The 25,844-nt window shown below is 62.5% G+C and carries 23 protein-coding genes; 14 read left to right on the forward strand and 9 right to left on the reverse strand.

The window, feature by feature from the left end:
* The first annotated feature begins 123 nt into the window (after positions 1–123).
* Both HFC70_RS10720 and HFC70_RS10725 read left to right on the forward strand, forming a co-directional pair.
* Positions 124–756: a GNAT family N-acetyltransferase gene (locus HFC70_RS10720; protein ID WP_168473238.1), complete on the forward strand. Its 633-nt coding sequence runs from the start codon at positions 124–126 to the stop codon at positions 754–756.
* Positions 756–1,331, forward strand: coding sequence for a GNAT family N-acetyltransferase (locus tag HFC70_RS10725; protein WP_246735744.1), 576 nt, complete (start codon positions 756–758; stop codon positions 1,329–1,331). The genes HFC70_RS10720 and HFC70_RS10725 overlap by 1 nt, the downstream gene beginning before the upstream one ends.
* A gap of 34 nt (positions 1,332–1,365) precedes the next feature.
* On the opposite strand, the gene HFC70_RS10730 is transcribed toward HFC70_RS10725, so the two are convergent.
* Complete coding sequence (locus tag HFC70_RS10730; protein ID WP_168473240.1) at positions 1,366–2,226, reverse strand: endonuclease/exonuclease/phosphatase family protein; 861 nt, start codon at positions 2,224–2,226, stop codon at positions 1,366–1,368.
* Positions 2,227–2,310: 84 nt separating this feature from the next.
* On the opposite strand from HFC70_RS10730, the gene obgE reads away from it, so the two are divergent.
* The 6 genes from obgE to rlmH all read left to right on the forward strand — a co-directional run bounded on the left by obgE (position 2,311) and on the right by rlmH (position 7,682).
* Positions 2,311–3,378: a GTPase ObgE gene (gene obgE / locus HFC70_RS10735; RefSeq protein ID WP_168473241.1), complete on the forward strand. Its 1,068-nt coding sequence runs from the start codon at positions 2,311–2,313 to the stop codon at positions 3,376–3,378.
* A 1-nt stretch (position 3,379) separates the two neighbouring features.
* On the forward strand, positions 3,380–4,558 hold the full coding sequence (proB, locus tag HFC70_RS10740) for a glutamate 5-kinase (RefSeq protein ID WP_168473511.1): 1,179 nt from the start codon (positions 3,380–3,382) through the stop codon (positions 4,556–4,558).
* Positions 4,551–5,834 (forward strand): glutamate-5-semialdehyde dehydrogenase, encoded by a 1,284-nt coding sequence (locus tag HFC70_RS10745; RefSeq protein ID WP_168473242.1) that lies wholly within the window; start codon positions 4,551–4,553, stop codon positions 5,832–5,834. Before proB ends, HFC70_RS10745 begins: the two co-directional genes overlap by 8 nt.
* The gene (locus HFC70_RS10750) at positions 5,809–6,468 is read left to right on the forward strand and encodes a nicotinate-nucleotide adenylyltransferase (RefSeq protein ID WP_168473243.1); all 660 of its coding nucleotides are present in this window, start codon (positions 5,809–5,811) and stop codon (positions 6,466–6,468) included. Before HFC70_RS10745 ends, HFC70_RS10750 begins: the two co-directional genes overlap by 26 nt.
* A 182-nt stretch (positions 6,469–6,650) precedes the next feature.
* On the forward strand, positions 6,651–7,085 hold the full coding sequence (gene rsfS, locus HFC70_RS10755; RefSeq protein ID WP_168473244.1) for a ribosome silencing factor: 435 nt from the start codon (positions 6,651–6,653) through the stop codon (positions 7,083–7,085).
* 114 nt (positions 7,086–7,199) lie between these two features.
* Entirely contained in the window at positions 7,200–7,682 is a 483-nt protein-coding gene (gene rlmH, locus HFC70_RS10760) for a 23S rRNA (pseudouridine(1915)-N(3))-methyltransferase RlmH (RefSeq protein ID WP_168473245.1), read from the forward strand.
* A 131-nt stretch (positions 7,683–7,813) separates the two neighbouring features.
* Here rlmH and HFC70_RS10765 read toward each other — a convergent pair whose 3' ends face one another.
* Complete coding sequence (locus tag HFC70_RS10765; protein ID WP_168473246.1) at positions 7,814–10,459, reverse strand: DNA translocase FtsK; 2,646 nt, start codon at positions 10,457–10,459, stop codon at positions 7,814–7,816.
* 366 nt (positions 10,460–10,825) lie between these two features.
* On the opposite strand from HFC70_RS10765, the gene HFC70_RS10770 reads away from it, so the two are divergent.
* Both HFC70_RS10770 and bfr read left to right on the forward strand, forming a co-directional pair.
* The gene (locus HFC70_RS10770) at positions 10,826–11,137 is read left to right on the forward strand and encodes a bacterioferritin-associated ferredoxin (protein WP_168473247.1); all 312 of its coding nucleotides are present in this window, start codon (positions 10,826–10,828) and stop codon (positions 11,135–11,137) included.
* A gap of 148 nt (positions 11,138–11,285) precedes the next feature.
* Positions 11,286–11,771, forward strand: a complete 486-nt coding sequence (gene bfr / locus HFC70_RS10775) for a bacterioferritin (protein WP_168473248.1) — start codon at positions 11,286–11,288, stop codon at positions 11,769–11,771.
* Positions 11,772–11,849: 78 nt separating this feature from the next.
* Here the strand turns inward: bfr and HFC70_RS10780 are convergent, their stop codons facing one another.
* The 5 genes from HFC70_RS10780 to HFC70_RS10800 all read right to left on the reverse strand — a co-directional run bounded on the left by HFC70_RS10780 (position 11,850) and on the right by HFC70_RS10800 (position 16,894).
* Complete coding sequence (locus tag HFC70_RS10780) at positions 11,850–12,368, reverse strand: RNA pyrophosphohydrolase (RefSeq protein WP_168473249.1); 519 nt, start codon at positions 12,366–12,368, stop codon at positions 11,850–11,852.
* Between the two features lie 8 nt (positions 12,369–12,376).
* Positions 12,377–13,576: a divergent polysaccharide deacetylase family protein gene (locus tag HFC70_RS10785; protein ID WP_168473250.1), complete on the reverse strand. Its 1,200-nt coding sequence runs from the start codon at positions 13,574–13,576 to the stop codon at positions 12,377–12,379.
* Positions 13,577–13,762: 186 nt separating this feature from the next.
* Positions 13,763–15,085, reverse strand: a complete 1,323-nt coding sequence (locus HFC70_RS10790) for a S41 family peptidase (protein WP_168473251.1) — start codon at positions 15,083–15,085, stop codon at positions 13,763–13,765.
* Positions 15,075–16,433, reverse strand: coding sequence for a murein hydrolase activator EnvC (locus HFC70_RS10795; RefSeq protein ID WP_246735745.1), 1,359 nt, complete (start codon positions 16,431–16,433; stop codon positions 15,075–15,077). Before HFC70_RS10795 ends, HFC70_RS10790 begins: the two co-directional genes overlap by 11 nt.
* A gap of 224 nt (positions 16,434–16,657) precedes the next feature.
* Positions 16,658–16,894 (reverse strand): DUF1674 domain-containing protein, encoded by a 237-nt coding sequence (locus HFC70_RS10800; RefSeq protein WP_168473252.1) that lies wholly within the window; start codon positions 16,892–16,894, stop codon positions 16,658–16,660.
* A gap of 116 nt (positions 16,895–17,010) precedes the next feature.
* Here HFC70_RS10800 and htpX point away from each other — a divergent pair, with 116 nt between their 5' ends.
* The 4 genes from htpX to purH all read left to right on the forward strand — a co-directional run bounded on the left by htpX (position 17,011) and on the right by purH (position 23,062).
* A complete protein-coding gene (gene htpX / locus HFC70_RS10805; protein WP_168473253.1) occupies positions 17,011–17,973 on the forward strand; it encodes a zinc metalloprotease HtpX in 963 nt (320 codons plus the stop codon).
* Positions 17,970–19,370: an RsmB/NOP family class I SAM-dependent RNA methyltransferase gene (locus HFC70_RS10810; protein ID WP_246735732.1), complete on the forward strand. Its 1,401-nt coding sequence runs from the start codon at positions 17,970–17,972 to the stop codon at positions 19,368–19,370. Before htpX ends, HFC70_RS10810 begins: the two co-directional genes overlap by 4 nt.
* A 216-nt stretch (positions 19,371–19,586) precedes the next feature.
* Positions 19,587–21,263 (forward strand): heparinase II/III family protein, encoded by a 1,677-nt coding sequence (locus HFC70_RS10815; RefSeq protein ID WP_168473514.1) that lies wholly within the window; start codon positions 19,587–19,589, stop codon positions 21,261–21,263.
* Between the two features lie 182 nt (positions 21,264–21,445).
* Positions 21,446–23,062, forward strand: coding sequence for a bifunctional phosphoribosylaminoimidazolecarboxamide formyltransferase/IMP cyclohydrolase (gene purH / locus HFC70_RS10820; protein WP_168473254.1), 1,617 nt, complete (start codon positions 21,446–21,448; stop codon positions 23,060–23,062).
* 80 nt (positions 23,063–23,142) lie between these two features.
* Here the strand turns inward: purH and HFC70_RS10825 are convergent, their stop codons facing one another.
* Positions 23,143–24,309 carry a polysaccharide biosynthesis/export family protein gene (locus HFC70_RS10825; protein ID WP_168473255.1) on the reverse strand — a complete coding sequence of 389 codons (1,167 nt, stop codon included), beginning with the start codon at positions 24,307–24,309 and terminating at the stop codon, positions 23,143–23,145.
* A 136-nt stretch (positions 24,310–24,445) separates the two neighbouring features.
* Positions 24,446–25,759: a capsule biosynthesis protein gene (locus HFC70_RS10830; RefSeq protein WP_246735733.1), complete on the reverse strand. Its 1,314-nt coding sequence runs from the start codon at positions 25,757–25,759 to the stop codon at positions 24,446–24,448.
* Between the last annotated feature and the right edge of the window lie 85 nt (positions 25,760–25,844).

The raw sequence follows: 25,844 nt of genomic DNA on the forward strand, positions 1-25,844 counted from the left end.
CAAGCAGCCGGTGTCTCATCGACCCGGCTGACCGTACCAGGTTCAGTCTAGACAAAAGGGGAGATGGGGCACCACCCATCGCCCCTTTTTTCATGCCTTTTTTCCAACGAAGGAGACTGAACCATGCAAAGCGAACTGTTAAGGGACGACCAATTACGGTCGCCCGAAGATCGGCTGAGGCCGGATCGGTTAAGAAGCGATTGCCCCGTCTTACTGTCGCAAAGGCTCGTCCTGCGCGCCCCACACACAGAAGACATCGACGCCCTTGCCCATCTCGCCAATAACGCCGCCATCGCCACGATGGTGTCTCGCATGCCGCATCCCTACACGGCAACGGACGCCGCCGATTTCGTGCGACGTACCAATATTGGCGAGATCGGCAAATGCGTCTACGCCATTACCAAAGCGGAAAACGGCGAATTCCTCGGTTGCTGCGCGCTGGAGCCCCATCAGCATGACGAGGCCTTGGAGCTCGGCTATTGGCTGGGCCAGCCCTATTGGAACAAGGGCTACGGCACGGAAGCGGCCCATGCGCTGATCGACATGGCGTTTCGCACCCGCGAGATCGACCATATCGATGCGCGCTGCCGGGTCACCAATATCGCATCGCGGCGGGTCATCCAGAAATGCGGCTTCCAGTTCCAGGGATCCGGCATGGTCGGAAACCTTGCCATGGGCGGCATGGTGCCGGTGGAATGGTACCGGCTGGACCGCAAGACCTGGATGTCGCTGAAGAGCTGGGGGGAGATGCGGTGATGGACCTGCTGGACAGACCGTCGGTCCGCTTGCCCGGACCCTGCCCTGAGATCGAGACGGCGCGGCTGACGCTTCGGCCGCACCGCCCCGGCGATGCGGATGCCATTGCCCAGTCGCTTGCCGATTTTCAGGTGGCGCGCATGCTGTCGCGCGTGCCGGCCCCCTATGACCGGCAGGATGCGGCGGACTGGCTGAGCCGGGTGCGCTCAGGGCTGACGCCCGACTGGGCACTGGCGATTACCACCGGCGACGACGTGCATATCGGCGTTGTCGGCTTGGAACTGCGTCACGGCCTCTGGCATCTGGGCTACTGGCTGAACCGCTACTACTGGGGCAGGGGGCTGATGAGCGAGGCGGCGTCTGCGGCCATTGAGCGCTTCTTCCGGCGCATGCCGGATGTGGTGCTCCATTCCGGCGCGTTCGCGGACAATACCGCCTCGCTGCGCATCCAGGAAAAGCTCGGCTTTTCGGTCAAGGGCTGCGGCGATCTCTATTCGCTGGCGCGCAACGCCGTGGCGCCGCATATCGAGACCGAGCTGACGCAGGCCGGGTTCCGGCCGGCGGCACGCTGTTGACACGGATGGCCGGGCGGCAATCGCGGCCCGGCCATCAGCCGATCTCCACCCAGAGCGGGAAATGGTCGGAGCCTTCCGCCGCCGTATCGACACGGCTGCTGACGAGCTTCGGCGCAAGACTGCCGCTGAGGAAGCCATAGTCGAGATGCATGCGGCGGCCGCGATGATCCGGATCCATCCAGGTATAGCTGTCGGTGGCCCGACCGCCCGCGCGGCTTTGAGCGTCGACAGGCTGATTTGCCCGCAGCGTCCGGCCGTAATAGGCGTCGTTTCTGCCGGCCATTTCGCAATATTCCGGCGATTCTGGCTCCATATTGAAGTCGCCCAGGAGGATGAAGTCGTCGGGGATCGGCGGGCCGGAGACGCCGAATTCGCTGGCACCGCTGAGCGCCCCGCCTTCGGCCGCATAGTGCAGGGCGCGATCCTTCAGATAGCGGATCTGGGCGATGCGCTCGTCGGGGGACACATGGTCGAGATGGATGGAATAGACGCGCAACGGGCCGTCCGGCGTGGTGATGACGGCCTCGGTCGCGCCGCGCTGCAGGTTCAGCTTGTCGAGGGTGCGGCTGCGCGGCAGCAACAGCAGGCGGTTGGCCAGGATCGGCCATCGCGACAGCACCATGTTGCCGAACTGGAACCGCCGGTCGATGCGGCGGCCATCGACCATGGCGCTGTCGAGATGCAGGTCGCAGGCCGGACCGTAGACCCAATAATAGTCCGGGAATAGGTCGGCGAAGAGGGCCGGAAGGTCGGCATGACCGTTGCGATGGAAGCCTCGAGTCACCTCCTGGAGGGCAATCACATCGGCGCCCTGCAGGCTTGCAGCGATGCGGCCGAGGTCATATTTCCCATCAAGACCGATACCAAACTGTATGTTATAGCTCGCGAACTTCATGATAATCTTTGACCTCTGCTGCAACCGGCTATATCGAAGATGGCAAATAAGCGGCCACCCTGACACGCAACGAACGGCAATAAAATGAAATTTCTCGATGAGACAAAGGTCTATATCCGGTCCGGTGACGGCGGCGCGGGCGCCGTTTCGTTCCGGCGCGAGAAGTTCATCGAATTCGGTGGGCCGGACGGCGGCGACGGCGGCCGCGGCGGCGACGTGTGGATCGAGGCGGTCAACGGGCTGAACACGCTGATCGATTTTCGCTTCCAGCAGCATTTCAAGGCAACCATCGGCACCCATGGTATGGGGCGCAACCGTACGGGCGCCAATGGTGCCGATGTGACGCTGAAGGTGCCAGTCGGCACCCAGGTGCTGGAAGAGGACAAGGAAACCCTGATCATCGACCTGACGCAGGAAGGGCAGCGCTTCCGGCTGGCCGCCGGCGGCAATGGCGGCTTTGGCAATACCCATTTCAAGTCGTCGACCAACCAGGCGCCGAACTGGGCCAATCCCGGCCAGGAGGGCGAGGAAAAGACCATCTGGCTGCGGCTGAAGCTGATCGCCGATGCGGGCCTCGTCGGCCTGCCGAATGCCGGAAAGTCGACCTTCCTGGCGGCGGTGACCCGGGCGCGGCCGAAGATCGCCAATTATCCGTTCACGACGCTGCATCCGAACCTCGGGGTTGCGACGATCGATGGTCGCGAATTCATCCTCGCCGATATTCCCGGCCTGATCGAAGGCGCCCACGAAGGGGTCGGCATCGGCGACCGGTTCCTCGGCCATGTCGAGCGCACCCGGGTGCTGCTGCATCTGGTCTCGGCCCAGGAAGAAAAAGTCGGCAAGGCCTACAAGACGGTGAAGACCGAGCTGGAGGCTTATGGCGGCGATCTGCTTGGCAAGCCGGAAATCGTCGCCCTGTCGCAGATCGACGTGCTGGACGAGAAGGAACTGAAGAAAAAGGCCAAGGAGCTTGAAAAAGCCTGCGGCCAGACGCCGATGCTACTGTCGGCGATCACCGGTGCCGGCATGACGGATGCCTTGCGGGCCCTGCGCGACGTTATCGTCATGGCAGGTGCTGGGCGCGAATCGGCGCTTCCCGATCGCAGCAAGCAAAGACATGATCCGGCGCCGGATCTGGGCGACGACGAGTGACATGAAGACCGGCCGCAAATCGCTCGCCAGTCATCGGCGGATTGTCATCAAGATCGGTTCGGCCCTGCTGGTCGATCGGGCGACAGGCCTGAAGACGGCCTGGCTCGATGCGATGTGTGCCGATATTGCGGCCTTGAAGGCGAGTGGTGTCGATGTGCTGGTGGTGTCCTCCGGGGCGATCGCGCTGGGGCGCTCGGTGCTCAAGGTACCGGCCGGGGCCTTGAAGCTGGAGGAAAGCCAGGCGGCGGCCGCCGTCGGCCAGATCGCGCTGGCGCGTGCCTGGTCGGAAAGCCTGTCGCACTCGTCGATCGTGGCGGGGCAGATCCTGCTGACGCTCGGCGATACCGAGGAGCGTCGCCGCTATCTCAATGGCCGGGCGACCATCAACCAGTTGCTGAAGCTGGGCGCCGTGCCGATCATCAACGAGAACGACACGGTCGCCACCACGGAAATCCGCTATGGCGACAATGACCGGCTGGCGGCGCGGGTGGCCACCATGACCGGCGCGGACCTGCTGGTGCTGCTGTCCGACATCGACGGGCTTTACACGGCGCCGCCGCATCTGGATCCCGAGGCCCGCTTCCTGGAGACGATCGCCGCCATCACGCCGGAGATCGAGGCGATGGCGGGCGGGGCGGCGTCGGAATTGTCGCGCGGCGGCATGCGCACCAAGATCGACGCTGGCAAGATCGCCACCAGCGCCGGTTGTGCCATGATCATTGCCTCGGGCAAGCCGGACCATCCGTTGCAGGCCATCGAGACCGGCGCCCGCTCATCGTGGTTTGCGCCGTCCGGAACGCCGGTGACGGCGCGCAAGACCTGGATCGCCGGGCAATTGCAGCCGGCCGGCGAAGTGCATGTCGATGCCGGCGCGCAGACGGCGCTTCGCTCGGGCAAGAGCCTTCTGCCGGCGGGCGTGCGTCTGGTGGCCGGCCAGTTCGGTCGTGGCGACACCGTGGCGGTGATCGGCGTCGAGGGGCGGGAAATCGCCCGAGGCCTTGCCGGTTACGATGCCGATGAGGCACGCCAGATCACCGGGCGCAAATCCGCAGAGATCGAAGCTATCCTGGGTTATGCCGGCCGGGCCGCCATGATCCATCGCGACGATCTCGTCATGACCGAAACGGCCCCAAGGGTCGATGTTCGTTCAGCCGAGAAGAAGGACAAAGCCGATGCTTGACAAGGTTTCCGAAACCCACGACGTCGATGCCCTGATGCTGGAGATCGGCCGCAGGGCGAAGGCGGCGGCGCGACCATTGGCCATTGCCACGACGGAGCAGAAGAACCGGGCGTTGGATGCCATGGCGGACGCGATCGTATCCAGCAAGGCGACTATCCTGGCCGCCAACGCCGTCGATCTCGAAAATGCGGCCTCTTCCGGACTGGCCGCCTCCTTCCTCGACCGCCTGACGCTGACCGCGGAGCGCATCCTGGCGATGGCCGGCGGCATCCGCGAAATCGCCGGGCTGAAGGATCCGGTGGGCGATGTCATGGCCGCCTGGGATCGGCCGAATGGTCTGCAGATCGAGCGCGTTCGCACGCCGCTTGGCGTCATCGGCGTCATTTACGAGAGCCGCCCGAATGTGACGGCCGATGCCGGCGCCCTGTGCCTCAAGTCCGGCAATGCGGTGATCCTGCGCGGCGGGTCGGATTCGGCCCATTCATCGCATGCTATCCATGCCTGCCTGATGGAGGGCCTGCTGCAGGCCGGGCTTCCAGAGCATGCTATCCAGCTGGTTCCGATCACCGATCGCGCCGCGGTCGGCGCCATGCTCGGCGGGCTTAACGGGGCGATCGATGTCATCGTGCCGCGCGGCGGCAAGAGCCTCGTGGCACGTGTCCAGGCGGAAGCGCGGGTGCCGGTGTTTGCGCATCTGGAAGGGCTTTGCCACATCTATGTCGATGCCTCGTCCGATGTCGAAATGGCGAAAGCGATCGTCGTCAATTCGAAAATGCGGCGGACCGGCATCTGCGGCGCTGCCGAGACCCTGCTGGTCGACAGCGCGGCCATCGGCAGCCATCTGATGCCGCTGCTCGAAGCCTTGTTGGAAGCGGGCTGCGAGGTACGCGCATCGCCGACCGTTCTGAAGATCTTTGCTGGCTTGAAGCCCGCCACCGACGAGGACTGGCGGACGGAATATCTCGATGCCATCATCGCGGTTGCTGTGGTGGATGGCATTTCGGGGGCGATTGCCCATATCGCTAAATATTCATCGAACCATACCGAAGCGGTGATTGCCGACGATCCCGAGGTTGTGCAGCGTTTCTTCAACGAGGTCGATTCGGCGATCCTGCTGCACAATGCCTCGACGCAGTTTGCCGATGGCGGGGAATTCGGCATGGGCGCCGAAATCGGCATCGCCACCGGCAAGATGCATGCCCGCGGTCCGGTCGGCGTCGAGCAGCTGACATCCTTCAACTACCGGGTGCATGGCACCGGGCAGATCCGGCCCTAGCGTGACAGAGACCGGCATTGCCAAGCATTATCTGCGCATGCCGCATACCGAGCGGGGCATGGTGGTCGGCCTGTTCGGCGGCTCTTTCAATCCGCCGCACCAGGGCCACGCGCTGGTCGCCGAGATTGCGCTGCGCCGCCTGCGGCTGGACCAACTCTGGTGGATCGTCACGCCCGGCAATCCGCTGAAAAGCCGCAGCAACCTGACGCCGCTTAGCGAGCGCCTGGCGCTGTGCGAGACATTCGCGACAGACCCGCGGATCAAGGTGACGGCATTCGAAACATCCCTCGGCAGCAGCTACACCGCCAAGACCCTGTCCTATGTGAAAGCGCGAAACCCGCATGCGCATTTCGTCTGGATCATGGGCGCGGATAATCTGAAGTCCTTCCATCACTGGCAGCAATGGCAGCGCATCGCCCTGACCTTTCCGATTGCCGTCATCGATCGTCCGGGCTCGACCCTGTCCTACCTCTCCTCGAAGATGGCCAGAACCTTCGACTATGCGCGGATCGACGAGGACGATGCCGGCCTGCTCTGGAAGAAGACGGCCCCGTCCTGGACCTTCATCCACGGCCCCCGTTCTACCCTGAGCTCAACGGCGCTTAGGGAAGCAAATCATACCAAGTCTCGATGATAGGAACCTATAGGTTCCTATCATCGAGACTTGGTATCAGCCCTGACACGTGGCCCTCCGCAGTCCGACCGGTGAGCGCCGGCGGAGTTTCGATAGGCCTCTCTTGAAAGATTAACGATTCGGTGCCACCTTTTACGGGTGGTTGGCGCCAAGCGCGCGAATCGCAGACGTGCTGTTCTGTTATGCCCAGGAAAGGAAGAACTCTGACAACAGTACACACCAAGGGAAGGACGTCCATCGTCATCCCGCAAAGCCCGGAACGTGGCGTCGATGCCGCAGCCCGCGAGCTTGAGCTGGTCCTCGCAAGTCTCGAGGACTCGAAAGCAGAAGATATCGTCACCATCAACATTGCAGGTAAGTCCGCGCTGGGCGATTACATGATCGTCGTCTCCGGCCGCTCGAACCGCCATGTCATGGCGATCTGCGAACACCTCATCACCGATCTCAAGGATGAAGGTCTGGGCGCCGCGCGCGTCGAGGGCCTTGAGGCCGGCGACTGGGTGCTGATCGACACCGGTGACATCATCGTGCATGTGTTCCGCCCCGAAATCCGCGAGTTCTACAATATCGAAAGAATGTGGGCCGCTCCGGATATCGAAGAGGGACGCTTGCACTGACGGCTCCATCGGATCTCGGTTGAGATTCGACAGGAAAGGGTCCAATACCAGCGGCAGCGGAGGCACTCCCTGGCCGCCGCCTGGATTTTTGCGGACACCTTGCAAGGAGCGGACATGCGAATTGGCATTTTTGCCGTAGGCCGGCTGAAGGCTGGCCCCGAGAAGGATCTTGCGTCCCGTTACCTCGACCGGTTTGCCAAGGCCGGGCCTGCCTGCGGGCTGGAATTCTCGCGAACGGTCGAGATCGTCGAGAGCCGCGCGGGCAATGCCGCGACCCGCAAGCGCGAAGAGGCGGCCCTGCTGGAAAAGGCATTGCCGGACGGCGCCTTCCTGATCGCGCTCGACGAGCGCGGCAAGGCCATGGACAGTCCGGAATTCGCCGAGTTCATCGGCAGCCATCGCGACCGAAGCCTACGCGACATGGCCGTGCTGATCGGCGGGGCGGACGGATTGGATCCCGATCTGCGGCAGAAGGCCGGCATTGCGCTCAATCTCGGCCGCATGACCTGGCCGCACCAGCTCGTGCGCATCCTGATTGCCGAGCAGCTCTATCGCGCCGTCACGATCCTTTCGGGCCATCCCTATCATCGCATATAAAGCATGTCGCCCGAAAGTGGGCACCGGTTTCGGGACAACGACATGCGACAAAACAAAGGGATAAAGCGTAAGGAGCGAATCTGAAAGTTCGCGACACGCTTTAGGCCGGCCCGGCTGCGGATGGCTTCCGATCAACCCATCTGGTGTTCGCCGTCTTTGACGTCCATGGTGCGTTGCGCGAGGATCTCGCGCTTGCCGACGTGGTTTGGCGCGCCGACCAAGCCATCCTTTTCCATGCGCTCCACCAGGGAAGCGGCGCGGTTGTAGCCGATCGACAGCCGCCGCTGGATGTAGGATGTCGAGCATTTCTTGTCGCGCTGGACGATCTTGATCGCCCGCTCATAGAGTTCGTCGCCATCGCTCTCGCCGCCCATGGCGGTATCATCGAAGACAGGTGTATCCTCTTCGGCTGCAACCTCGTCGTCATCTTCGGTGACGCTGCCGAGATAGGCCGGCTGTCCCTGGGTCTTCAGATGCTTGACGACGTTTTCGACCTCGCGGTCGGACACGAAGGGACCGTGGACGCGCGCAATGCGGCCGCCGCCGACCATATGCAGCATGTCCCCCTGGCCGAGCAGGTGTTCGGCGCCCTGCTCGCCGAGGATCGTGCGGCTGTCGATCTTCGAGGTGACCTGGAAGGAGATGCGGGTCGGAAAGTTCGCCTTGATCGTACCGGTGATGACGTCGACCGACGGACGTTGCGTCGCCATGATCAGGTGGATGCCGGCGGCGCGTGCCATCTGGGCGAGCCGTTGGATCGCGCCTTCAATTTCCTTGCCAGCGACCATCATCAGATCGGCCATCTCGTCCACGATGACGACGATGAAGGGCAGCGCCGTCAAGTCGAGTTCCTGGTCCTCGAAGGTCTGCTCGCCGGTGGCCCGGTCGAAACCGCTCGGCACACTCAGCATGATCGTCTCGCCGGTGGACCTTGCCTGCGCGACGCGGGCGTTGAAGCCATCGATATTACGCACGCCGAGCCGCGACATCTTGCGATAGCGCTCTTCCATTTCGCGCACCGCCCATTTCAGGGCCAGGACGGCCTTCTTGGCGTCGGTGACGACGGGCGTCAGCAGATGGGGGATGCCGTCATAGACCGACAGTTCCAGCATCTTCGGATCGACCATGATCAGGCGGCATTCCTCGGGCCGAAGATGGTAGATCAGCGACAGGATCATCGTATTGATGGCGACCGACTTGCCGGAACCGGTCGTGCCGGCGACCAGAAGATGCGGCATGCGGGCAAGGTCGGCGATCACCGGCTCGCCGCCGATGGTCTTTCCAAGGCAGAGCGGCAGGCGGTGGTCCGTGCCGACATAACTGCCGCTTTCGATCAATTCGCGCAGATAGACGGTCTCGCGCTCGGCATTGGGAAGCTCGATGCCGATCACGTTGCGACCGGGAACGACGGCGACACGAGCGGAAAGTGCCGACATCGAGCGGGCGATGTCGTCCGACAGGTTGATGATGCGCGACGACTTGACCCCGGGTGCCGGCTCGAATTCGTAGAGCGTGACGACGGGACCGGGGCGAACGTCGATGATCTCGCCCTTTACGCCGAAATCCTCAAGAATGCTCTCCAACAATCCGGCACTCTGTTCGAGCGCCTCCTGGCTCATCATGCCGACCTGGCGCGGCGCGGCGGTCTGCAGAAGATCGACGTCGGGAAAGAGGTAATCTTCCGTCTGCACAAAGGACAGCGGTCCGGGTGCACGCTTGGCCGTCAGCCGGGTCGAGGGAGCCTCGGTTGCGATGGCCGGCTGGACGGCGGCTGCAGCCGGTTGCAACGCGGTGTCCAAGGTCACGACAGGTTCGGCGGCCTCCACTTGCAGCGCGGCCGGGCGGTGCAGTGCGACCTGCCGGTAGAGATGGACGGCCGAGGGAAGCGGGTCGCGAGATTCAGAGGTCGCCTTGGCCGGTACCGACGGGACCTGAACCGGCTTCGGATTCAGGCGCGGTACGGCGTCTGCCGGGGTGCCTGCCGCCATCGGGTTTGCGCCGGCAACAGGACGCTGGACGAACGCGGCCGCCTGCCTGGTTGGTGCCTGGGGTGCAGCGCGCGTCTCGGCACCATCAGAGGCCCCCAGGCTCATCATTTCCCAGATCAGATGGTCCGGAATGGTTGAGACAAAGCGCGCAGGTGTTACGGAAGGCTTAGGCAGGACAGGCCCGCCGGGCGCCTGAGCGGCGGCTGCTTGCGGCTGCGGTTCGGCCGCCGGTGCAGGCAAATTGGCGGATGGCTCTCCCTGCTGCAGGCCAGTCGCGGGTGCCGGCTCAGTTGCTGCTTGCGTGCCGTGATCGAGAACCGTCTGCACGAAGCCGGAGCCGCGCTGTTGCGGTGCCAAGCGCTTCGGGACGATCAGTGGCGAGCCGGTCCGGATCGGCGGGACACCCTGAGGCAGTGCTGTCTGGGTCTCGATGGACGCGGCTTGTCCAGACTCCTGAGCCTGTAGGGCCTGGCTGATCTGCCGTTGCAGTTCGCCGGCCGGCGAGGGAGTGGTCTCCGTTCTGGACGGAAAAGCCGGATTGCCCCGCCCGATGACATAGGCGGAGGACGGCAGGGGGTCAGCCACGGTCTGACCAGAAGGATGGGGGGGGCTGACTGCTGCCGTCACGACATCTCGCCGCTCGGCTTCCGGCCGGACGCCGGCTGCGGAAGGCGTGCGGGTAAACCGCACGTTTGGCCCCAGAACGAATGCCCTTTGCCAGGCGGGAAGTTTCGCCGGGTCGAGAATAACCGCATCGGGGAACGTCTGCGTTGACGGCTGCCGATCCATGCCGGGCACCTCAGGATGCGAAACCGCATCCGGACGGGGTGCGGGCATGTGATCACAATCGGGATCGGCATCCGGCAGATTGGAAAGGGGAATACGGGAAGGGGGAAGCTGCATGTTACGCAAGACCATCAAAGGAGTTGTCACGCCAGACCCGTTAATAGAAAGAAAACCTTAACCAGATCTTGCCAAGACCGCCTCATCGACATCTTTCGATGGGCAATCGGCCGGCGGGCGCAAACATCGTCGATTGGCGCCGGCTTGTGCGGTGCCTCGCCTCAACCTGCGAATACAAACTATCTTGACAAAGGCCGTCTTGTTTAGCAAAAAGGAGAGACTGAATGTCATGTTTGACGGGCGCGTACTCCTATGCTGGTTTGCAGCTGCAATTACATCACCGATCAGGACATCAGAGAAGTCATCACACAGCTTCTCGATGAGGACTGTTGGCAGCTGATCGTCCCGGCCAAGGTGTATCATGCGATGTCCAAGCGCGGCCGCTGCTGCGGCTGTTTCCCGACCGTCGTCGACCTCATTGTTTCCACCACCGAAGCCTATCATGCCGCACGCAACTCGGATGGCGTGGAAGTGATCGATTTCATGGAACGGCTCAGGCGGTTTCATCAGGAACAGAAGACCGCCATCCTGGAACGGCGCCAGCGCACGGTCTCTGCCGCCTGATTGGTTTACGTGCCGCATCGGTATCGGTGGCTTACGGACACGCGCCTTTCCCCGCAAACTTCTGGAACGATTCTAGATAGGGCTCGACTTCGCTGCCTATTCCTGCTTTCATTGCGCCATCACAACGCAAGCATAGGAAGCATCTGTCATGAAGGGCGACGCGAAAGTCATCGAACGCTTAAATGAGGCACTTTTCCTCGAGCTCGGAGCGGTCAACCAGTATTGGCTCCATTACCGGCTGCTCAACGATTGGGGCTACACCAAGCTGGCGAAGAAGGAACGCGCCGAATCGATCGAAGAGATGCAGCATGCCGACAAGCTGATCGACCGCATCATTTTCCTCGAAGGCCATCCCAATCTGCAGACCGTTGCACCGTTGCGCATCGGGCAGAACGTCAAGGAAGTGCTGGAAGCCGATCTCGCCGGCGAATACGATGCGCGCACGGCCTACAAGAAGTCCCGCGAAATCTGTCATGAAGCCGGCGACTATGTCACCATGGCCCTGTTCGAAGCGCTGCTGACGGACGAGGAGGGCCATATCGACTTCCTGGAAACCCAGCTGGATCTGCTCGCCAAGATCGGCGAAGAGCGTTATGGCCAGCTCAACGCCGAATCGGCCGATTCGGCTGAATAATTCGGCGATATCGCCAATCATTCTGGACCTGGCCGGGCCTTTGGGACCCGGCCTTTTCTGTTCCTGCAGTCAGGTATCTCAGGCCACCAGATGCTGGAACGCGCCGACGACGCGCTCGTAGACCTGCCGCTTGAACGGCACGATCAGGTCCGGAAGGTCGCGCATCGGCTTCCATTCCCAGGCATCGAATTCGGCGTGCTCGCCGCCGGGCGGCGGATTGATGGCGATCTCGCTTTCGTCGCCCTCGAAGCGGAAGGCAAACCAGCGTTGGGTCTGTCCGCGATATCGGCCTTTCAGGCCGATGCCGATCAGCTCGGGCGGCAGATCGTAGTTGATCCAGTCCGGAGCCTCGGCCAGCAGGGACACCGATGTCATGCCGGTTTCCTCGTAAAGCTCGCGATAGGCTGCGGCGAGGGCGTCTTCGCCCTTGTCGATCCCGCCCTGCGGCATCTGCCACAGCTGCGGCGAGCCGTCATATTCCGAATTGCCGACGGGAATGCGCCGTCCTGTCCAGACCAGGCCGGCCGGGTTCAACACCATGATGCCGACACAGGGTCGGTAAGGCAGATCGCTTGCTGTCACTACGCTTCGGGTCATATCGGTCCTTACCGTTCCATGTCGGTCGCGATGGCCGAGACGCCAACGATCTCGATGCCGCGCAGGGTTGCTTCTTCGCTCCATTTGCGGATCGCCGCAATGCTCTCGTCGAAGGCCGAGGCCGTGCCGATCGCCGTGCCGTTCTTGCGCGCAATGCGCTCCAGCTCGTCGAGCCGCGTCAGGATCGCCCTCTCGTCGAGCTGGCCGTCCAGCTGCAGGTCGGCAAAGGCGTGGGGCATGTCGAGCGTCTTGGCATATTGGCCGACCAGCGACTGGGCCGACGATCCGTCATCGAGAAACAACAGGCCGCGGCCGGCAATGTCACGAATCATGGGGTCCAGAGCCTCGGCATCGGCCAGAAACCGCCCGCCCATATAGTTCATCACACCGGTATAATTGGTAATGCTTGCCATGGACTGGTGCAGATCGTCCAGGTTGTCCGCTGCCGACTGGTCGACCCGCAAGGTGCCGCGGCCCGGATCGTTGGCGGGGTAGTCGAACGGCTCCATGGGGATTTGCAGGAGGATCTCGTGGCCGGCGTTGCGCGCCTCCTTCATCCAGCGCTGCAGGCTGTTGCCGGTTGCGGCAAAGGCGAAGGTGACTTCCTCGGGCAATTGTTTGATGGCGCGCTGCGTACCCGTCTGGCTCAGGCCAAGCCCGCCGACGACGATGGCGATCCTTGTGCCGCGCGCGCCGGACCACGGCCTTGCATATTGATCGACCGGCCGTTGGCCGTCCGGGCCGATGATCGGGATCGGTCCATAGACGCTGTCTTCCAGCAAATCCTCGTTGGGCATGGCCGCCATGCGCGGATCCTGGCCAATCCTTGGTGTATCGATCAGGGCCGGTCCGTTCTCGCCGCGCGGGCGAGGCGTGAATTTCGTCACCACGGTGCCGTCGGGCATGGTGGTGCGCTCCACATTGGCGCCGGAATGGGGGGCACGGGCAGAGAGCTGTCCGGTGGCGCTTGGAGCCTTTGTGGCATTGCCCTCGGCGGAGGCGCTGCCGGCCGTTTGCTCAAGGGTGGGAGTCTGTGGAAGCGAGGCGGTTTTCTGCAGGGCTTCGGGCATCACGGCGGTGTAGATCGAAAGCCCGAGGATTCCTGACACGGCCGCTATGCTGGCGATGAGGGATGGCGAAAGGCGGCGCGATCCGGCAGCCGCAGTCCGGCGGTTCTGCCCCAGTGGTGCATGAAGATCTGCGCCCAAGCCCCGTATCCGTTCCCGTCGTCCTGCGCGTGCCGCATCGGTCTCCGGCGCGGCGGAAACCTTTCGTCGTGTGGCCGTCTGCCAGGACTGCATACGCTGTCGTCGCTCGACCCAAGGTAACCCCGGACCAGCGGATCATGAAAAAGGTGCCGACCGCATCTGCAATCGGCACCTTATGCCTTCGGTTTACTTTTCGACGACGGCCTTGTCCGGGTTCGGCGGGAAGGCCGGATCCGTCTTGACGCCGCGCAGCAGATCAAGCGCCTGATTCAGCTGGATGTCGTCCTTGGCTTCCGGCGGAACATAGGCAACGGAGCCTGAGCCCTCGTCGGTCTCGCTCTGGCCTTGGATATGGCCCGGCAGCGCCGATTCGCCTTCAGCCCGGACGCGGCCCTGCAGTTCTTCCGGCAGCGGCTGCTCGACGATGATGTCGGGGCGGATGCCGGTACCCTGGATCGACTTGCCGGACGGCGTGTAATAGAGCGCCGTCGTCAGGCGCAGCGCGCCCTTTTCGCCCATCGGGATGATGGTCTGGACGGAGCCTTTGCCGAACGAGCGGGTGCCGAGAACCGTTGCGCGACGCAGGTCCTGCAGCGCGCCCGCCACGATTTCAGAGGCGGAGGCCGAACCGCCGTTGACGAGCACGATGAGCGGCTTGCCGTCCGTCAGGTCGCCGGCGCTGGCATTGAAGCGGCGGGTATCTTCCGGATCGCGCGAGCGGGTCGATACGACTTCGCCGCGTTCGAGGAAGGCGTCGGAGACGTAGATCGCCTGGTCCAGCAGTCCGCCCGGGTTGAGCCGCAGATCCAGTACATAGCCCTTCAGCTTGTCGGCCGGGACTTCCTTCTTGATCTTGACGATCGCTGCTTCCAGATCGTCATAGGTCTTCTCGGTGAACGAGATCACCCTGAGATAGCCGACATCGCCTTCGACCCGCGACTTGACGGCCCGGATCGGAATGATTTCCCGAACGACGGTGATTTCGATGGGCTTGTCGGCCCCCTTGCGCAAGATGGTCAGCTTGATCGGCGTATTGACCGCGCCGCGCATCTTCTCGACGGCAGCGGGAAGCTGCAGGCCGCGGACCGCCTCGCCATTGATCTCGGAAATGAAGTCGCCGGCCAGAATGCCGGCGCGGGCGCCGGGCGTGTCATCGATCGGCGTGATCACCTTGACCAGTTCGTCTTCCATGGTGACTTCGATGCCGATGCCGCCAAACTCACCCTTGGTCTGGGTCTGCATGTCTGCCGCATCCTTGGCATTCATGTAGCTGGAATGGGGATCGAGCGAGCTGAGCATGCCGTTGATGGCATTCTCCACCAGCTTTTCCTCGTCCGGCGGTGTCACGTATTGGGCGCGAATCCGCTCGAACACGTCGCCAAAAATCGACAGTTCCTTATAGGTCGACGTGCCTGCGGCCTCGGCCGGGATGCCCGCGGAATAAAGAACGCTCATCGCTGTTGCACCCATCAGCGCCCCGACGAGCATAAGAGAAGCCCTACGTATCATTGCGTACCTTTCCGGAGTCCCGTTCGACCCACCATGGCCGAGAATCAACCGACTTGCCGTCTTTTCTGAATTCTATGTAAAGCGTTGGGCGATCTGTTTCCAGCGCCAATGCGGTTGCGCTTGCCACTCTTTTTTCACCCATCACCGCAATGGGCTCGCCGGAGAGAACGAACTTGCCCGCTTGCGTGTTCACCCGGTCCATTCCGGAAAGGACAATATGATAACCCTCGCCCGTATTGAGGATGATCATCTGGCCATAACTGCGAAATTCTCCCGCATAAACCACCGTCGCATCCGAAGGTGCCGTGACCACGGAACCCGCTGAAGAGGCGATCACCATGCCTCTTGCGGGATGGCCCGTGCCATCCGGATCACCGAACTGCCGCAGGATTTCGCCTGCCGCGGGAAGCTCCAGTTTGGCCTTCAGTTCACCGAAGGAATATGCTGGCGCAATGCGGTTTTTATCGGGCAATGTGGTCTCGGCCAGCTCGCGCGCCCGCTGCCTTTGTTCCTCGGTTTGCTGCCGGCGCTTCTCCTCCTCGAGGCGCGCCGCGTCCATGGCTTCGCGCACCGAGGCGATCTCGGTTTCCAGTGAGCCGATCAATCCTTCCAAGGTGACGGCCTTTTTCGCCAGCTCCTCGGAATGCCGGCGCTCCTCCTCCAATTGGGCGGCGCTCTTGCGGCTGAGCTTGTCGTTCTCGACAAGCAGCAGATCCATGCGGCGCTCTTCTTCCTGGCGGCTTTGCAGCGTGGCGAGCAGCGTTGTTTTTTCCGACTGGATGGAAACCCGCAGGGTGGCGAGATCATGCAGGTCGCTGGCCAGTTCGTCGGTTTCCTTGCGGATGCCGGGCACCACCGCGCCAAGCAGGATGGCGGTCCGCACCGATGCCAGCGCATCGTCGGGGCTGACCAGCAGGGCCGGCGGCGGATTGCGGCCCATGCGCTGCAGGGCGGCCAGCACTTCGGCCAGCGTGCCGCGGCGCTCGTAAAATGACTTGCGGATCTCGTCTTCACGCAGGCCGTATTCGGCAAGCTTGGTCTCGCTGGCGGCGATCGCCTTTTCGAGGTCCTTGCGGCGGGTGGCCGATTCGATCAAAGCCTCGCGCAGGCTGCCGGCCGTCTTCTCCAGCGCTGCAATGCCCTGCTGCAGCTCCGTCGCCTTCTGCTCGGAGAGCTTCAGGGTCTGGGACAGATCCTGAAGCTCGCGCCCGACCTCGTCCCGCTTTTCTCGCAATGCCGTCGACGGATCCTGCGGGTCTGCCGTAGCAGCCGGCGGAGAGGGTGCGGCAGGTTGCGCGGCCGGCGTCGCCTCCGGTTCCTGCGCCCCGGTCCGGTCAGCGCTGACCATTGATGAGCCCAGCATCAGCAGGGTTACCGACAGCAGGCCGGCGACGCGCGCCCTGCGCCTGTCGGCAAAACTCCTCGCCCTGCTTGTCATCGTGCTCCTGGATCCAGCCTGCCGCCATGGGGCCATCGCGCCAAACTAAGCTGATTTGCCGGTCTAGCAAAGCCTGCCGGTCGCCGAATTGTCCGGGGTGGCGGACGGATCACCGCATTTGCCGGGCGATAGCCTCAGAAATCGATGGCCCGGCCCTTGATTTCCCAGTCGCCGAAGCGGGCCGGATCGGCGCCGCCGCGGCCGCCGATTTCCTCCGGCGGCTCCTTGGCGGGCTCGGCCCGGCGCCGCTCCTCGGCTTCGGCAAGAGCTCGCCTGGCTGCCGCGGAGAGCGGTGGCCGGGGGGCGGTCGGTTCGTTGACGGGCACTGCGCCCGCCAATCGTTCGTTTTCAGGGACATTATCGTTGGTCATGATCGCTTTCGGTTCGCCGAATATTGAAAATGTCATATCTATTTTTAAATCATAAGAGGATCGGCGGTCCAGAAAAACCTGTCGCCGCATCGCCCGGTTCAACGCGGAGAGCAATGATGAACTTCATGCGGACTGCCATGCTGCTGGCTTTTATGACAGCACTGTTCATGGGGGTCGGATATCTGATCGGCGGCCAGAGTGGCATGCTGATCGCCTTCGTCATGGCCGCGGGGATGAATTTCTTCTCCTATTGGAATTCCGACCGCATGGTGCTGTCAGCCTACCATGCACAGGAAATCGACGAGAGCAACGCGCCGGAATTCTATGCGACCATCCGCGATCTGGCGCACAATGCCGACCTGCCGATGCCGAAGGTCTATCTCTTCGACAGCCCGCAGCCCAATGCCTTTGCAACCGGGCGCAATCCGCAGAATGCTGCCGTTGCGGCATCGACGGGGCTGTTGCGCAAGCTGACCCCTCAGGAAGTGGCCGCCGTGATGGCCCACGAACTCGCCCATGTCGAAAACCGCGATACGCTGACCATGACGATCACCGCGACGCTTGCCGGCGCGATCTCCATGCTCGGCAATTTCGCCTTCCTGTTCGGCGGGCGGCGAGACGACAACAATGGCGGCTTCGGCATTATCGGCGTCCTGGTGGCGATGATCGTGGCACCTTTCGCAGCCATGCTGGTGCAGATGGCGATCAGCCGGACACGGGAATATGCCGCAGACCGGCGCGGCGCGGAAATCTGCGGCAATCCGCTATGGCTGGCCTCGGCGCTCGCCAAGATCGCCGGCGAAGCAACGGTGGTGCACAATCCCGATGCAGAGCGCAATCCGGCCACGGCCCATATGTTCATCATCAATCCGCTGAGCGGCGAGCGCATGGACAACCTGTTTTCGACCCATCCGAACACGGAAAACCGCATTGCGGCGCTCCAGCAAATGTCGATCGGCACGCAGCCAAGGTCGACGGATGCCCCGCGGGCTGATATGCCCCGGCGCAAATCGCGCTCCGTTCCGGATTCCGGCTGGGGACGCGGTGGTTCGCAACCGCCAAAGGGACCGTGGGATTGAACGAGACATCCGGTAAGAAGACTTCGGGCAAAAAAGGCGCTCCGCGCCATGGCAGAGGGTTCGGCGATACCGACACTTATGACCTGAAACCCGGCCTTGAAGCCAGAATGGCCGCCGCCAAGCTGCTGGCGGCCGTCGTCGACCGGAAGACCCCGCTGGACGGAATGATGGATGCCCAGACCGGCAACCCGGCCTATCGGGCGCTCGGTGATGCCGACCGAGCCCTGGTGCGGGCCATTCTGCACAGCGCGCTGCGCGCCCTGCCGCGCATCGATGCCATTCTCGACATGCTGCTCGATGCGCCGCTTCCAGACGGCGCACGGGCGCTGCATCATCTGATGGTGGTGGCCGCCGCGCAGATGCTGTTTCTCGACGTGCCGGATCACTCGGCTGTCGACCTTGCCGTGGAGCAAGCCAATCGCGATCCGCGCAATCGGCGCTTTGCCAAGGTGGTCAATGCCGTTCTTCGCCGTCTCGGGCGGGAAAAGCAGGCGCTGCTTCAGCAGGTCTCCTCGGTCGTCTGCATGCCGGACTGGTTCTTCAGCCGGCTGGTGAAGGCCTATGGCCAATCGGAAGCGGAAAAGATGGCCGCCGCCCAGATGGTGCCGGCTGCCATCGACCTAACGGTGAAATCCTCTCCGGACCAGTGGGCCGAGAAGCTGACCGGCAAGCTGCTGCCAACCGGCAGCGTCCGGCTTGCAGATTTCCGCGGCTCGATCCCCTCGCTCGAGGGGTTTGCGGAGGGCGAATGGTGGGTGCAGGATGCGGCCGCCGCGATTCCCGTCCTGATGTTCGGCGACCTTGCCGGCAAGCGCGCCGCCGACCTTTGCGCCGCACCCGGCGGCAAGACGGCGCAGCTCGTGCAGCACGGCGCGGTCGTTACCGCCGTCGAACAGTCGGCCAGCCGCATCACCCGCCTCAAGGGCAATCTCGACCGACTTGGCTATTCGGCAGATGTCGTGCAGGCCAACCTGCTCGACTACAAGCCGGACGAGGGTTTCGATGCCGTGCTGCTCGATGCGCCGTGTTCCTCGACCGGCACGACGCGCCGCCATCCCGACGTTCTCTGGACCAAGGGTCCCGCCGACATCGAAAAGCTGGCCGAGGTGCAGGAAAAGCTGCTTCGGCACGCCCTGACCCTGGTCCGGCCCGGCGGTTCGGTGGTGTTTTCCAACTGTTCGCTCGATCCGCTGGAAGGCGAGGCGGTCGTGGCCCGCGTCCTTACCGACAATCCGCAGTTCGAGCGCGTTGCGGCTCTGGCGCAGGACTGGCCGGGTCTGGAAGCGGCGATCACGCCGCTGGGCGAATTTCGCACGACGCCGGCCATGCTGCCGGCTGACGATGGCTTTGCCGGGGGGCTCGATGGCTTCTACGCCTGCCAATTGCGCAGAATTTAATGAAATGTTCATATAAAGCGTTAACTCATAGACAATAGAGAATCCGCCGGCTGATCCGCTTTTGGCAATCAGTCCGTCGGCACGCTCTGTTGGGGAGGGGAAGAGTGCGTGGCGTATCGCCGGGCGCTCGACCAGATCGACGGATTGGCACATGTGCTGTTGTTCGCTCTCGTCCATCTCCGGCTTACCCGGCTGCAGCGACAGCATGGAACGACAATGCGAATCACGGAACGCCATAAACTGCCGCTTCTCTACATCCGTGAAACCTGGCAGAAGCTCACCCGCCAGCTGGCGGTCGGTCATATCTATGCATGGCGGTTTTCCGGTGGCGCGCCAAGCCGTCTGATTGTTGCCCCGACGGATCTGCGGGTCGTCGACCCCTTCGTCGCCGAAGAAATCCTCGAAGGACGCTTCCCTCTCGCGGGGCGGGTGCTGGAATGCGGCGATCAATCGCCCTTCGCGCTGGAGCTTCCCTCCCATCTCTTTGCCGTGAGATTGCATTCCTTTGCCTGGCTGCGCCATCTGAGGGCCAACAAATCGGCCGCTGCCTGCGCCAATGCCCGCGCCATCGTCGATGATTGGATCGGGCTGCATGGCACACGCATCCGCGGGGTCGCCTGGGAAACGGATATCGTCGCCCAGCGGATCATAGCCTGGTTGTCCCATTCGCCTGTCGTGCTGCAGGAGGCCGATGGCGGCTTCTATCGCCGCTTCCTGAAGAACCTGGCCTTCCAGGTGCGCTACCTGAACCGGATTGCCGATCACTCGGACGACGGTATCGTGCGGTTGCGGATCCGGATTGCCCTGGCGATGGCCTCCGTCTCGATGTTTTCCAGTGCGCGCGGCATCCGGCGCGCGTCGCGCCATCTCGATGCGGAAATCGATCGGCAGATCCTGCCGGATGGCGGGCATATCTCGCGCAATCCGCAATCCGCGCTGGAGCTGCTGTTCGATCTGCTGCCGCTGCGCCAGACCTATATCAATCTCGGTCACGACGTGCCGGTCCGGCTGATCCCGGCGATCGACCGGATGTATCCGGCCCTGCGGTTCTTCCGGCACCAGGACGGCGCTCTGGCGCTGTTCAATGGCGCTACGTCGACGCTTGCCAACGACCTGATGTCGGTGCTGCGCTATGACGAGACCGCCGGCCAGCCGTTCAAGGCTTTGCCGCATATGCATTTCCAGCGTCTGGCGGCGGGCGGCACGGTGATTATCGTCGATACCGGCCGGCCACCTTCTGCCGATCTGTCCAAGACCGCCCATGCCGGTACGCTGTCGTTCGAGATGTCGTCGGGCAAGCATCGCTTCATCATTAATTCCGGCTCGCCGCGCTTTGCCGGCGAGAAGTTGCGGCAGATGGCGCGGGCGACGGCGGCCCATTCGACGGTCATTGTCGGCGACATGTCGTCCAGCCGCATGGCGCGGTCGCGCTATCTGGGACCGCTGATCGTCGGCGGGGTCGGCAAGGTCGACGTGAAGCGCGGCACGGCTGCCGACGGCAGCGACCACCTGTCGGCGATCCACGACGGCTATCTCGATCCCTTCGGCCTGCTGCACGAGCGGGAAATCCGCATCAATGCCACGGGAACGAAGATCGTCGGCAGAGATCGCTTCCTGCAGGCCTCTGGCGAGCCGTTGACAAAAAATCCTCAGGCGCCGGCGATCGCCCGCTTCCATATCCATCCGGCCATTTCACTGGTGCCGATCGATGAACGCAGCATCCGGCTGGAAGCGTCCGATGGCGAGAGCTGGGTCTTCTCGGCGCCGGCCGGCAATCCGGTGATTGCTGAGGATGTGTTCTTTGCCGCGGTATCGGGTGTCCAGCCCTCCGAGCAGATCGAGCTTGCTTTTTCGGGTCCGGAAATCTGGTGGTTTCTGTCCCACCACGCGTAGGGCCCAACCCGCCGGGCGGCCATTTGGCCGCAGATTCCGTCTTCCAGCCTGCCAATCCCACGAGAAATAGGGGTTCTCGCGCTACGCCTGTTTCCACACAGGGCCAGCTGTGCTAGGCGGCGCATGAACCGGGCGCCACCCGCGGGTAGCGTCTCAGGCATTGATGATCGGAGCGAGCGCAGATGGCCGTTGTATCCAAGAAAACCCCTATTCCGGACAAAGTCAGAATCCGTACGGCGCTGCTGTCGGTTTCCGACAAGGACGGCATCATCGATCTGGCGCGGGCGCTCAGCGACATGGGCATACGGCTGGTCTCGACCGGTGGAACCTACAAGGCGATCGTTGCTGCCGGCCTTCCGGCGGTCGACGTGTCCGAAGTCACGGGTTTTCCGGAGATCATGGACGGAAGGGTCAAGACACTGCATCCCGGCGTGCATGGCGGCCTGTTGGCGATCCGTGACGATGCCGAGCATGTCGCAGCGATGGCCGAACACAAGATCGACAGCATCGATCTCGCCGTCATCAACCTCTATCCGTTTGAAGCCGTGCGGGCCGCCGGCGGAGATTATCCGACGACCGTCGAGAATATCGATATCGGCGGGCCGGCGATGATCCGGGCGTCGGCCAAGAACCATGCCTATGTGACCGTCCTCACCGATCCTGCGGACTACGCCCTGCTGCTTGAGGAATTGCACGCCGGCAACGGCGAGACCACCTATGCCTTCCGGCAGAAGCTGGCCGCCAAGGCCTATGCCCGGACGGCGGCCTACGACACGGCGATCTCCAACTGGTTTGCCGAGGCCCTTGCCATCGACATGCCGGCCTATCGCACAGTCGGCGGCGCGCTCAAGGAGGCGATGCGCTACGGCGAAAACCCGCACCAGAGTGCGGGCTTCTACGTCTCCGGCGACAAGCGCCCCGGCGTTTCGACGGCTGAGCTGCTGCAGGGCAAGCAGTTGTCCTACAACAATATCAACGACACGGATGCGGCTTTTGAGCTGGTGTCGGAATTCCTGCCCGAGAATGGTCCGGCCTGCGCGATCATCAAGCATGCCAACCCCTGCGGCGTGGCGACCGGCAAGACCCTGCTGGATGCCTACAAGCGGGCGCTGGCCTGCGATCCGGTATCGGCCTTCGGCGGCATCATCGCGCTCAACCAGACGCTCGACGCCGAGACGGCCGAGGAGATCGTCAAGCTCTTCACCGAGGTCATCGTGGCACCCGCTGTCTCGGGTGAGGCCAAGGCGATCATTGCCCGCAAGACCAACCTGCGACTGCTGGTCACCGGAAGCCTTGCCGATCCTCGTGCACCCGGCATTACCGCAAAGACCGTCTCGGGTGGTCTGCTGGTGCAGTCACGAGACAATGTCGTGGTCGAGGATCTCGATCTCAAGGTCGTAACGAAGCGCGCGCCGACGGCGACCGAGCTCGAAGACATGAAGTTTGCCTTCAAGATCGCCAAGCATGTAAAATCGAATGCGGTGATCTATGCCAAGGACGGCCAGACGGCCGGCATTGGCGCCGGCCAGATGAGCCGCGTCGATTCCGCCCGGATTGCGGCGATGAAGGCCGAAGACGCCGCCAAGGCGCTGGGGCTTGCCGAGCCGCTGACGCGCGGCTCTGCAGTGGCATCGGAGGCCTTCTATCCGTTTGCCGATGGCCTGCTGGCCGCCATTGCCGCTGGTGCGACCGCCGTTATCCAGCCGGGCGGGTCGATGCGCGATGCCGATGTAATCGCAGCGGCGGACGACCATGGCGTTGCCATGGTGTTCACCGGCGTCCGGCATTTCCGCCATTGACATGAAAAAAGCCCGGAGCGCTGATCGAGCACTCCGGGCTTTCTGTAATATGGATGTCTGCCGGCAAAGCCGGTTCTGACTTACTGGATTATCTGATCCACGTATCTTGCCGACGTAATCGGCTGTGCGATAACCTTCGCGAATTTCGAAATATCGACCGTCGGATGGCGCGAGGCATAGATGACGTCGCGGTTCTTGACCGGGAAGCTCTGCCCGATGATCAGGCTGTCGGCAACCGACATGTCGAACCGGTAGACGATCGGATAGCGGCCTTCCTTGTTCGGCCGCATGCCTTTGCTGACCAGGTCGTGGAAGCGATCCGGAGATAGCAGATCCGCAACGATTTCTGGTTCTTCATAGCGGAAGACAAAATAGCCCTTGGCGTCGCTGCTGGCATCGTTGCCGCCGCCTGCCAGAGCGATAGCCTCAAGCAGGTTGAGATCGTTGGCTGCAAAGGGAACGCGGGCATTCTTGCCGAACTCGCCGAGCGCGGTGAAGGTCCGCGGGTCGTGGGTGACAAAAAGCTGGTCCTTCGGCTCGACGAAGATGTTTTCCGACGGGTTCTGGATGATCGACTGCAGAAGCACCGTGCCGGTCTTCTGGTTGCGCACCAGCGTCACATAGGACTCGTAGGGTTCCTCGCTCGGTCCGCCGGCCTTGGCGATGACTTCGGTGATTCTCTCACCGACAAGTCCGAGGGGCACCATTGACGGGCTGCCGACGGCGCCAGAGACGGTGACGTTGCGGGATGCGGTGCTGACGCTGGTGACGATGACATCCGGCTCGACAGCCTTGTTGACCAGGGCGCTGAGGATGGACTGGCGGGCCTGTTCGAGGGTTTTCCCGTTAAACGACACCAGTCCCACATAGGGAATGGATGCCTTGCCATCGGGCTGCACGACGACATCGAGACCGGTCTGCTTTGAATCGGATGTCGAAAACAGGCCATCGGCGCCGGCTTCGAAAATGGTTACTTTCAGGTGATCGCCGATGCCGATCACGGCGCTCTGCGCGCCGCCGCCGATGCCGAAACGGCGCTTTAGCATTTCCGCCGAAAAATTGGCAACCATCTGGGCCGCCCTGGCGTCGACGTCGATGATATCAAAGACGGTGCCATTGGCGTGGTTGAGCTCACTTGTGGATTTTCCAGCTTGTGAATTGATGGACGAGGCGAGGGGGCCTGCCCCGGGAACTGCTTCGCAACCAGCAAGGCCGACGCAGATGATGGCAACAATGAACCGCTTCAAGTTTCGACTCCCTCAACCGGCACTTGGCCGGCGGACACTCCATAGCATAGGCAAAATAACAAATTCCACCCACATCAATTACAATATCATCGCGAACCTAACATATTCCGTGTCCATCGATTTTCCCGGTGCTTCCTTAGTCTGAATTTGGACGCTTGGCGAGTCCTTTGGGGGAGTCGAAACGGGGGGGCGGCACGATGAAAGCGTCCGGCTGGTTGACCGTTGCGGAAAGGATCCGCCCGACAATTTCATTGATCGCTACCTTTCGCCCTTCTTCATTGTAGAAGTTTCCCTTGATCTGAACGGTTGCGGCGAGCGCGGTGATGAAGTCGCCTAGCAATTTCAGATCGACCGGAGCGGGGTGTTCCCAAAAATCGTCGAGGCCGCTTTGGTGAGTCAATCCGGCCACGTCGTAGATGGCGCAACCGAGCGCTATGGTCGGCTTGTGGGCACGCAGGCTGTGGATTCCGACGGTCGAATTGACGACGATAACCCCTCTTGCCTGTCTCAAAATGGCATTGAGATTGCCCTGCTCGATGAAAATGACCCGGTCTTCCACGCCATGCGCCCTGGCAATCTGGCGGATGTTGCGTCCCCAGCGTTCAAGACCGTTGTCCAGCGGGTGCTGCTTGAAGACGAGATTGTTGTCCTTGGGCGCGTAGGCGGCAAACGAAGAGATGACCTCCTCCAGCATCTCCCGAAGATGCCGGTAGGGCGAATTCGCCCGGATCTGATAGTCGCTCTGGAGTTGCAGAGCAGCCAGGTAGAATGACGGATGGCCGGCGTTGAGAAAATCGTGTGGCAGGATCGCCGGAGTCTTGAAGGAGCGCCAGAGCCACGGCACGTAGTCCACCAGGGCCGAATAGTATTTGTCGGCCTTGTAGAGCGGATAGAAAGGGCGACCGAAGAAGGACAGGAGGTTGTAGACAACCTCGTTGAACGCCTCCTGACCGAAGGTATGGGCATATTTGACCTCGAGGTCCGGTTCGCCAACCTTTGCCGCAATGGCCGAGACCCGGGCCGGATCGTTAGGAAAATGGGAGTGACGGCCCATTCCATCCCGCTCGAGGGTAATCCAGTCGGGCCGCAGATAACCAAATTCGACCGCGTGACAGCGGACACCGAGTTCCCTGGCCACGTCAAGCGCGATGCGGTGATAAGGCAATTGGTCGGCATAGTAGAGAATATCGGAAACGTTCTCGCGTTCGATCAGCGCCTTCAGATAGCCGGGCCAGCGTGAAATCGAGTCGCGGAAATTGAGCGCGCCTGGCTTTTGCCAATAGAACCGGTCGCCGAGGGAGAAATTGACCCGATGTGTCGCAATTCCGCTCCGCTCAAAGGCTTCAGACAATTGTCGCCAGAATGTTGAGGGAGGGCCTTGCAGGAAAAGGATCGATCGGTCGAGCGAGGGAGGCCGCATTACACGGAACTTCCCGATTTCATTGAACATTCACGCATGCAACATTCTGTCCAAAGGGGAACTCATGACAAGTCTCGACGACAGGAGCCCGCAGGATGGCTTTCCGACCCAGTTG

The sequence above is a fragment of the Agrobacterium sp. a22-2 genome, from assembly GCF_012276985.1.
In the GTDB taxonomy this organism is placed as follows: Bacteria; Pseudomonadota; Alphaproteobacteria; order Rhizobiales; family Rhizobiaceae; genus Allorhizobium.